We start from the raw sequence: 9,278 nt of genomic DNA, 5'->3' as shown, positions 1-9,278 counted from the left end.
ACCCCCACCGCCGATCACGGCGGCGCCAGAGCGCCTCCTTGCGCAGGGGCGGGGCGGATGCCGCAGGGGTGACCTGCGGCATCCGCCCGTTCTCGGTGACAGTGCTCACGCCTACTTCTCCGACCGGTCCTTGACCACGTCGGCGATCGTGTCGAGGGTGGCCTGCGCGTCGGTCTTGCCCTGGTAGAGCTTCAGGAACTCGTCCGCGATCGCGGTCGGCAGGCCAGGCACGCGCGCCTCGGCGGGGTAGTCCTCGAATCCGATGTCACGCATGTCGAGGAAGGTCTGCGCATGCGCGGGGTAGTCGCCCTCGAGCACCACATCATCGGCGCCCTTGATCGACGGGACGGCATTGCCGCCGCCCTGCAGACGGAAGGTCTGCCCCTCCGCCGAGAGGAACTCGGTCCAGAACGTGAACGCGGCGTCCTTCACCTTGGTCTTGCCGTTGATGGCGAGGAAGCTGGTCGCGACTCCGGTCGGAGCGGCTTCGCCGTCGGGAGTCGGCCACTGCACGATGTCGTAGCTGTCCTGCTCGCCCGTCGCGCTCACCGTGCCGATCGTGTAGCGGCCCTGCACGAAGAAGCCGGCCTTGTGCGTGACGAACACGCTGTCGGCCCCGGCCCCGTCCGGCAGGGTGTCCGCCACGACGAAGGTGCCGTCTTCGAACAGGTCGCCGAGCTGCTGCACGGACTCGACGGTGTCGGCATCCTTGTTCGCGACGAACGCACCGGAGTCGTCGTACGGGGCGTCGAGGCCCTGTGAAGACAGCCAGCTCCAGTGCGTCGCCCAGTAGTTCCAGTACATCGTTCCCGTCAGGCCCGCGTCGTGGAGCTTCTTGTTCATCTCGAGGAACTTGTCGGTCGTCCACTCGCCGTTCTCGGCCAGGGTCGCCGGGTCTTCGGTGATGCCGGCGGCGGCGAGCGCCTGCTTGTCGTACCAGAACACGTCGGGGTTCGAGTCGTTCGGGGCGGCGTACACCTCGCCGTCGTTCTCGGCGGCGCCGAAGAGTCCGGGGAAGAAGTCGTCTTTCTTCGTCTTGCTCTCCTTCGAGTCCATCAAGTCGCTGAGCGGCATGAGCCGGTTCGAGTCGACGAACTGGCCGATCTTGTCGTCGCCCACGTAGAACACGTCGGGGGCGGTGTTGCTGGTGAGCTGAGCGAGCAGCTTGGAGTGGTAGTCGCCGTAGTCCGCCACGGGCTGCAGCTTGACCTTGATGTCGGGGTGGCGCTCCATGAAGTCCTTGTTGAACTCCTCATAGCGGGTGAGCTCGTCGGCCGTGCCCCAGGTCGACCAGACGACGGTGGCGTTGCCGTCGGCGTCGACGCCTCCACCGCCTCCTCCACCTCCACCGCTGCACGCGGCGAGTCCGAGTGCCAGAGCGCCGGCGGCCCCCAGTGCCAGAAACCGCGTCACGTTCGCACGTGCCATCTCGCTACCTCTTTCATCATTGGAAGATCAGGTCGGGAACACCCTTCGGGCGTACTGGTATTCTGTATACAGAACGCAATCCTGTCAAGGAATCGTGGTGGGGACCGGGCCATCGAGACCATCCCGTGACGAACGAGCGGGGCATGACGCAGACTGGCTCCATGACCGATCCTGATCCGCACCTGATCGACCCCGCACTCCTTCCGACACCGTTCACCGCCGCGGAGATCCGCGACGCCATCGGAAACGGCACGACGATCCACCTTCTCCTGGAAGGTCCGGATGGCCCGCTCGGCGAGCACGTCAACCGCTATCACGACGTGGACGACGAGGGTGCGACGCTGGACCGCTGGTCGGTCGAGGACCCGAAGGCAGTCGTCTCGAACCGGGTGACCTGGCTCGAACTCCAGGGCCACTCCGCGTTCGATCCCGAGACCACGAGTGTGTCGACGGTGAGCCTGACGACTCCCCTCGGCGCGCTGACCTGCCGCAGGTACGACACCGTCGACGGTGTCTTCTGGTTCTCTGTCGACCACCCCGGCATGCCGGTGCAGTTCGAATCCGACGGACTGCGCACGACAGTGCTGAGCATCGAGCGCGACTGAGACGAGGACCGCGAGGGGCGAGCGCTGCCCGCAGGGCTCTCGCGGATACAGGCGTCTCGGCTCAGTTCTCCGCGGGAACGCCGCCTTCTGCCCGCTGCTGAACCCGGAGGGCCGAGTGCAGGTAGAACCCGGCTATCACCAGCGCCACCACGCCGCCGACCAGGGCCAAGGTCCGATCGGGCATGCCGAAGGCACCGAATGACGCGGCGACTCCCTGGATCAAGAAGAAGGCGCTGAGAAGAAGCGCGCTGCCTCGCGTGCTGGTCATCTTCCACCACGGACGCGGGGCATCGGATTCGCCGGCGCCTCGAAAGGTGCGCGCTGCGACGACGACAACTACCAAGAGAGCCACGGTCGCCCACGCGAATCCGAGTTCGTAACTGATGGCTGCGAGCGGAACCGCGGTGAGCGTGATCCCGACGATGACGACGAGCAGGTACCCGACCTTGGCGGCCGGTGTCTTGATGCGCATGAGCCCCTACGTTCCTCCGCCCGACACACGACGAGCGACACTTCGAAAGGTAGCCGCTCCTCGGGGAGGCGTCTGTCGGCCGTTCGGGGGACATCTCCTCAGCGCCCCGGAAATCTGCGCCCCTTGTCCGATATGAAGCACGGCGAGACGTCGGTGGAGGCGGTCGTCGCGTGACGGTGATTGGGAGGACGCTCCGCCCGCGGACGCCCCCGAACGTCGGCACCCCGGCGTAGGGTCGCACCATGAGCAGCACAGCATCCGGAGAACGTCATGGAGTGGTCCCCTCCTATCTGCTCGCGCGTCTGGCCGAGTCTGGCCGCTTCCCGAAGGCCGCAGCTGCCGCGCGACAGACCCTGACCGCCGGGCGTCCGCCGTTCCGCGCCCGCATCGACCTGTCGATCGACGAGAACGGCGACCTCGTGGCGCAGCTGTCCGACGCCCCCAACCGCACCATCAGCGACGCGGGCAACACTCAGCAGCTGCCCGGCGCTGTCGTGCGCGGCGAAGACGACGCCCCGGTCGAAGATACCGCGGTGAACGAGGCCTACGACGGACTCGGGGCCACCTTCGAGATGCTCCTGGCGGCGTTCGGCCGCAACTCCCTCGACGACGCTGGAGCCCCGCTGGATGCGACCGTGCACTACGGCGTCGATTATGACAACGCGTTCTGGGACGGCGAGCGCATGGTCTTCGGCGACGGAGACGGCGAAGTGTTCCAGCACTTCACCGGCTCGCTCACCGTCATCGGCCACGAGCTCGCCCACGGCGTGGTGCAGCACACCGCCAACCTCGAGTACCAGGGGCAGCCCGGCGCCCTGAACGAGTCGATCGCCGATGTGTTCGGCGCCCTGACCGAGCAGTACGCCCTCGGCCAGACGGCCGACCAGGCGACCTGGCTCATCGGCGCCGAGATCTTCACCGATGCGGTCGAAGGCGCGGCGCTGCGCTCGATGATCGCGCCCGGCACCGCCTACGACGACGACGAACTCGGCCGCGATCCGCAGCCCGACCACATGAGCGGCTTCGTCCGCACCACGGAAGACAACGGCGGGGTGCACATCAATTCCGGCATCCCCAACCGTGCGTTCGCCCTCTTCGCCACCGACCTCGGCGGCAACGCCTGGGAGCGCGCGGGAACCGTCTGGTATCGCGCCCTCACCGGAGGCCTGTCGAGCACCGCGAACTTCACGCAGTTCGCCGACGCCACCGTCGCCGCGGCCACGACCATCGATGCCGCCACAGCCGCAGCCGCTCGACGGGCGTGGACGACCGTGGGAGTCTATGAGGATGAGCGAGTCCCCTCCACCGACTGACGCGCAAGTCGTCATCGCGGTGGTGCGCACGGGCGGCATCGCCGGCATCCGCCGTCAGTGGCGTGTGGAAGCGGAACCCGACGACGCCGTGGAGTGGATCGGCCTGATCGACAGCTGCCCGTGGGACCAGGAACCGGACGGCAGCGTCGGTGCCGACCGGTTCATGTGGAGCATCCGAGCGCGCACGCCGTCCGAGAGACGCGAACGCGAGCTGCCGGACTCCGCGCTCGACGGCCCCTGGCGCGCGCTCGTCGACGCCGTGCGCGCGGCCTCCACCTGACACGCCCGGCGCGCGGCGGCATCCGATCAATCGCGTGTGAATCCGGCCCTGTCTCGGCCGCACGGGGTCACAATGGACCCCATGGGACTGTTCCAGCAGAAGCCTGAAGAAGAAGAGAACCAGTGGGTGCTGCCCTCGGAACCGCTCGAGCGCTCCGAATCGGAAGTCCTCGATACGGCACCCGTCGTCGATCCGCTGTCGATCGGACTCGGCGCAGAGACCAGCGGTGACCTGAGCTCGGTCCTTTTCCCGGTCGCCCCTCCCGTGCCGGAAGCCACCGCGACCGAGAACCGGGAGCCCCAGGACGACGACCCGGAGAAGGACTGACAGACCGGCCGGAGCCGCCGACCTCAGCCCCGCGCCTCACCCAGTCGCCAGTAGCCCGAGAACGTGATCCGGTCCTTCGAGACGCCACGGTCGACCAGGTGACGGCGCAGCTCCTGCACCGCGAGTCGCTCTCCGCACACCCACGCATAGTCGATCACCTCGGGCAGCGCAGCAGCCCGTACCGCCTGCTGCAGTCGCGCACCGGGCAACTCCCCCCGGCGCTCGACCCAGGTGACGGCGCCCGCGAGATCCTGCTTCTCCGCGGCATCCGCGATCTCGATGAAGACATGCGTCTCCGCAGCTTCCGTCGCCTCGAGGATGCGGGCGATCGCGGGCAGTGACGACTCGTCGCCGATGATCACTCGGGCGCGGGTCTCGGGCAGTGGGGCATACAGGGCCGTGCACTCGCGGATGCCGAGGGCCGACCCGGCGCGCGCTCGTCCGGCGAATCGGGTTCCTGGGCCCTCGTCGCCGTGCACGACGAAGTCGACGTCGATCTCGCGAGCCTCGGGGCGGTGGTCGCGCAACGTGTACCACCGCAGATCCGGCCGCTCCTCGTCGGGGATGGCCGCGACAGCCGCACGGATGTTCTCCGTCCCATCGTTCGCGGGCAGCACGAGCGGAACGCTCTCGTCGCGGGGCAGCAGCAGACCGAGGTACTCGTCCGGTCCCGCGGGCGCGTAGTCGGCGAACTCCGCCGCGGAGATGGTGAGCCGCCGCATGTGCGGGGTGAGATCGCGCACGGCCGTGACGCGGGCGGCGAAGACGCGAGCTCCGGAACGGCGAGGACGCTGTGGAGGACGGACGCGGTCGATGGTGTGCTCAGCCACGCCGAGCCCCCTCTCTCCAGAGCAGCCACAGGAAGAATGCGCCGCCGACGGTGATGGTGACGACGCCGACCGGGATCGGCGCCGGGAAGATGTTCTGCGCGAGCAGGTCGCTCGTGAGCAGCAGCAGCGCCCCCACGAGCCCCGAGGCGAGGAAGCTCGTCGCACCGGTCAGACGCCGGGCGATGTGCGGGGCGATCAGCGCGACGAACGAGATCGGCCCGGCCGTGGCGACGGCGACCGCCACGAGCAGGGTCGCGGCGACGAGCAGGATCCATCGCGCCCGCACCGTCCGCACGCCCAGTGCGGTCGAGACACTGTCGCCGAGTGCCATCATCCGCGCAGCCGGCGCCGCCCAGACGAGGAGCGGGATGATCAGGAGCAACGCGATCAGCGCAGGCAGCAGATCACCCCATCCCCGGCCCTGCAGCGATCCGATCAACCAGGTCTGCGCCGTGGTCGCGCTCGCGACGAACACCTGCGTCAGCACGTAGTCGACCACGGCCATGGCGGTGGCCGACAGCGCGACACCGGTGAGGATCAGCTGCACGCCGTGGAGCCCGGAACGCGCGGTGAACACGACGATCACGCCCGCGATCACGAGGGAACCGATGACCGCTCCGAGGGCCGCCTGCGCCAGGGATCCGCCCAGCACGAGCATCACGACCACCGCGCCGACCGAGGCACCGCTGCTGATGCCGATCACGTCGGGGCTGGCGAGCGGGTTGCGGGTCAGGCTCTGGAACACGGCCCCGGCGACGGCCAGGCTCGCGCCGACGACGATCGCGACGAGGCTTCGCGGCAGGCGGCGCCCGAGGACGAAGAACTCGTCGAGTCGCTCCGGCGGGCGACCGAGGAGCGTCTCGATCAGTGCGGCCGGGGTGACGATGTACTCGCCGATCATGAGCGCGGCGACCAGCAGCACCAGCAGGACGCCGGCGAGGATGCCGCACACGAGGGCCGTGCGATGGCTGAACCGGAAGGACCAGCGCTCTCCGCGGAGGACACGGTCGTCGGACGTCAGCGCGACGGTGCGCAGGCTCATGAGATCCCCGCCGTCCGCCTGCCGACCACGAAGGCGATGAGCAGCGGGCCGCCGATCAGAGCCGTGACGATGCCGACCTGCACCTCGCCGCCTCCGCCGATCACGCGGCCGAGGGTGTCGGCCAGAAGCAGCATCGCCGGGGCCGCGAGCAGCGACAGCGGCAGCACGATGCGGAGGTCGGGTCCGACGAGGCGACGGAGCAGATGCGGGATGACGAGACCGACGAACGCGATGGGACCGGCGATCGCGGTCGCCGTGCCGCACAGCAGCGTGACGGCGAGGAGCACGAGCGCGCGCACGACACCGGGCTTCACCCCGAGGGCGATCGCGCTGTCGTCGCCGAGTGCCATCAGGTTCAGTGCGGGCCCGAGCAGCAGAGCGAGGATCACGCCGACGATGATGAAGACGACCAGCGGCAGCGCTTCTTCCACAGGTCGGGCGGTGAGGGAGCCGACTCGCCAGAAGCGGAACGCGTCGAGCACCGTCTCATCCGTCAGCACGATCGCTTGCGAGAGCCCGGCCAGGATGGCCGAGAACGCGACGCCGGCGAGGATCAGTCGCACGGGCGAACCGGAGGCGAACCGGGTGCCCGAGAACCAGAAGATCACCGCAGAAGCGAGAGCGGCTCCGGCGAGCGCGAGCCAGATCGTGCCGCCGACGCCGAGGGCGCCCAGCACGCTCATGCCGGCGACCACGCCGAACGAGGCGCCGGCGCTGACCCCCAGCATCCCGGGGTCCGCGATCGGGTTGCGGGTGAGCGCCTGCATCAGCACACCGGCAGCACCCAGCGCGACGCCGCAGATGACCGCGTTGACGGTGCGGGTCACGCGCAGCTCGCCGACGATGTTCAGGACGTTCTGGTCCCCCGTGCCGAACAGCGAGAGCACCACCTCACCGAGGGGCACGAACCGCGCACCGACGGCGAGGCTCAATGCCAGCGAGATCGCCAGCACGGCCACGACCAGGGCGATGCCGAACCACACGGGGAAGCGGGATGCCGCGAGCGGGGCACGACGACGCGCGACGACGACCGGTTCGGAACTCATATTTGGATAGCCTAACCAAACATCACTAGGGTTGTGAGACGTGAACAGACCTCATCGAACGCGCTTCCGTCCGCTCGCCACCGCTGTCGCCTCTCTGGCCGCGATCACCCTGATCGCCACAGGATGCTCGAGCACCCCCGCAGCGGAGGAATCCGCTCCCGCCACGGACACGAGCTATACCGTGGAGCACGCGATGGGCGAGACGGAGTTCGAGTCGGTACCCGAGCGGATCGTCGTGCTCGACTCCCCGCAGATGGACGCGCTGGTCGCCCTGGGCATCACTCCGGTCGGCGCACCGGAGATCGGGGCCGGACGCGGTTTCCCGGCCTACCTCGCCGATGATCTCGACGGCACCGAATCGATCGGCTTCATCGCCGAGCCCGACGTCGACGCGATCGCGAACCTCGCCCCCGACCTGATCATCGGCTCGAAGGTGCGGCACGAGGCGCTCTACGAGGAGCTGTCGGCCATCGCGCCCACCGTCTTCTCGGAGGACACCGGCACCAACTGGACCGAGCAGGCCGTGCTGACCGCCGCCGCCGTGGACCAGAGCGACAAGATGGACGAGCTCATCAAGGGCGTCGAGGACCGCGCATCCGAGGTCGGCTCGGCGGTCGAAGCCGACGGCACCACCGCATCGATCGTGCGCTTCCGCGCCGACAACTTCCGCCTGTACGGGCCCGGCACGTTCTCGGGCTCGCTGCTCACCGACATGGGGTTCGACCTGGGAGCCGACCGCGACTGGAACGAGTACTCGATGATGGAGCTCAGCCCCGAGCTCTACGAGCAGATCGATGGCGACGTGGTGTTCTACATGAGCCCCGGCGGAGACCCCACCGCGACCACGCAGGAGCGGATCACCGGACTGTGGGGCGCCCAGCCCGGCCCCTCCGGCGACAAGGCCTTCGAGGTGGAGGACGACACCTGGATGGTGGGCATCGGCGTGATCGGTGCCAACCTTGTCATCGACCAGGTCGAAGACCTGCTCGGCTGACCCCTTTCGAATCGCTCGATTGGTTCCATTCCACCCGGAAACGGAACCATTCGGGCGATTCGAACACCCGGAGGAACAATGACCACGCCGCACCCGGCACTCGAAGCCCGTGGACTCGTCGTCGCCTACGACGGCAAGGTCGTCGTAGACGGCGTCGATCTGGCGCTGCCGGAGGGGTCGTTCACCGTGATCCTCGGGCCGAACGCCTCGGGCAAGTCCACCGTGCTGCGCGCCCTCGCCCGGGTGCTGAAGCCCGAATCAGGCGACGTACTGTTCGACGGCCGCGCGCTCGGCGAGTACGGCTCCAAGGAGCTCGCCCGCAGGATGGGACTCCTGCCGCAGGACGCCATCGCCCCCGAGGGGATGCGCGTCGCCGACCTGGTCTCGCGCGGCAGGTATCCGCACCACTCCGCACTGCAGCGGTGGACGTCCACCGATGACACCGCCACGCGCGAGGCTCTCGCCGCGACCAACACCACCGACCTCGCCGAGCGCTACGTGGACCAGCTGTCCGGTGGGCAGCGGCAACGCGTCTGGGTCGCGCTCCTGCTCGCCCAGCAGACACCGGTGATGCTGCTCGACGAGCCGACGACCTTCCTCGACATCGCGCACCAGTACGAGCTGCTCGATCTGCTGCGGGACCTCAACACGCAGGGCAAGACCGTCATCGCGGTGCTGCACGACCTCAACCAGGCGGCTCGGTATGCGGACAACCTCGTGCTCATGAAGGAGGGGCACGTGATCGCCACCGGCACCCCGTCCGAACTCATCACGGCAGAGCGCGTCGGCGACGTCTTCGGCATCGACGCGGTGGTGACACCCGATCCGGTCACCGGCACCCCGATGGTGGTCCGGCGGTGAATTCCGCGTCGTCCCCCACCGTTACGGTTGAAGGATGACGATCACCGCCGCCGCAGACGGCTCCGCCCTGGGCAACCCCG

The 9,278-nt window shown here is 68.7% G+C and carries 11 protein-coding genes; 6 read left to right on the top strand and 5 right to left on the bottom strand.

All coding sequences use genetic code 11. From position 1 onward, the window contains the following. Positions 1 to 111: 111 nt before the first annotated feature. Positions 112 to 1,428, bottom strand: coding sequence for a sugar ABC transporter substrate-binding protein (locus DSP71_RS02595; RefSeq protein WP_052748624.1), 1,317 nt, complete (start codon positions 1,426 to 1,428; stop codon positions 112 to 114). A gap of 161 nt (positions 1,429 to 1,589) precedes the next feature. Between DSP71_RS02595 and DSP71_RS02590 the strand changes: the two genes are divergently transcribed. Continuing rightward, positions 1,590 to 2,033 (top strand): hypothetical protein, encoded by a 444-nt coding sequence (locus DSP71_RS02590; RefSeq protein WP_230977981.1) that lies wholly within the window; start codon positions 1,590 to 1,592, stop codon positions 2,031 to 2,033. Positions 2,034 to 2,094: 61 nt separating this feature from the next. On the opposite strand, the gene DSP71_RS02585 is transcribed toward DSP71_RS02590, so the two are convergent. Further along, entirely contained in the window at positions 2,095 to 2,505 is a 411-nt protein-coding gene (locus DSP71_RS02585; protein ID WP_113680292.1) for a hypothetical protein, read from the bottom strand. A gap of 242 nt (positions 2,506 to 2,747) precedes the next feature. Here DSP71_RS02585 and DSP71_RS02580 point away from each other — a divergent pair, with 242 nt between their 5' ends. From DSP71_RS02580 to DSP71_RS02570, 3 genes are all read left to right on the top strand, one after another. Continuing rightward, entirely contained in the window at positions 2,748 to 3,818 is a 1,071-nt protein-coding gene (locus DSP71_RS02580) for a M4 family metallopeptidase (RefSeq protein WP_061015401.1), read from the top strand. Further along, positions 3,793 to 4,098, top strand: coding sequence for a protealysin inhibitor emfourin (locus tag DSP71_RS02575; RefSeq protein WP_061015400.1), 306 nt, complete (start codon positions 3,793 to 3,795; stop codon positions 4,096 to 4,098). The genes DSP71_RS02580 and DSP71_RS02575 overlap by 26 nt, the downstream gene beginning before the upstream one ends. Positions 4,099 to 4,179: 81 nt before the next feature. After that, positions 4,180 to 4,425 carry a hypothetical protein gene (locus tag DSP71_RS02570; RefSeq protein WP_061015399.1) on the top strand — a complete coding sequence of 82 codons (246 nt, stop codon included), beginning with the start codon at positions 4,180 to 4,182 and terminating at the stop codon, positions 4,423 to 4,425. Between the two features lie 23 nt (positions 4,426 to 4,448). Here the strand turns inward: DSP71_RS02570 and DSP71_RS02565 are convergent, their stop codons facing one another. From DSP71_RS02565 to DSP71_RS02555, 3 genes are read right to left on the bottom strand one after another with little or no spacing between them, the layout of a single operon-like run. Beyond that, on the bottom strand, positions 4,449 to 5,255 hold the full coding sequence (locus DSP71_RS02565; protein WP_061015398.1) for a siderophore-interacting protein: 807 nt from the start codon (positions 5,253 to 5,255) through the stop codon (positions 4,449 to 4,451). Continuing rightward, on the bottom strand, positions 5,248 to 6,297 hold the full coding sequence (locus DSP71_RS02560) for an iron chelate uptake ABC transporter family permease subunit (protein ID WP_061015397.1): 1,050 nt from the start codon (positions 6,295 to 6,297) through the stop codon (positions 5,248 to 5,250). Before DSP71_RS02560 ends, DSP71_RS02565 begins: the two co-directional genes overlap by 8 nt. Continuing rightward, positions 6,294 to 7,343, bottom strand: coding sequence for an iron ABC transporter permease (locus tag DSP71_RS02555; protein WP_061015396.1), 1,050 nt, complete (start codon positions 7,341 to 7,343; stop codon positions 6,294 to 6,296). The genes DSP71_RS02560 and DSP71_RS02555 overlap by 4 nt, the downstream gene beginning before the upstream one ends. A 40-nt stretch (positions 7,344 to 7,383) precedes the next feature. Here DSP71_RS02555 and DSP71_RS02550 point away from each other — a divergent pair, with 40 nt between their 5' ends. Together DSP71_RS02550 and DSP71_RS02545 are read left to right on the top strand one after the other, a co-directional pair. After that, positions 7,384 to 8,337 (top strand): ABC transporter substrate-binding protein, encoded by a 954-nt coding sequence (locus tag DSP71_RS02550; RefSeq protein ID WP_058632060.1) that lies wholly within the window; start codon positions 7,384 to 7,386, stop codon positions 8,335 to 8,337. A gap of 78 nt (positions 8,338 to 8,415) precedes the next feature. Continuing rightward, a complete protein-coding gene (locus DSP71_RS02545; RefSeq protein ID WP_046746936.1) occupies positions 8,416 to 9,198 on the top strand; it encodes an ABC transporter ATP-binding protein in 783 nt (260 codons plus the stop codon). The last annotated feature ends 80 nt before the right edge of the window (positions 9,199 to 9,278 follow it).

The organism is Microbacterium sp. H6 (genome assembly GCF_003314775.1).
GTDB lineage: Bacteria > Actinomycetota > Actinomycetes > Actinomycetales > Microbacteriaceae > Microbacterium > Microbacterium oxydans.
This window is presented reverse-complemented; position numbering and strand designations above follow the sequence as displayed.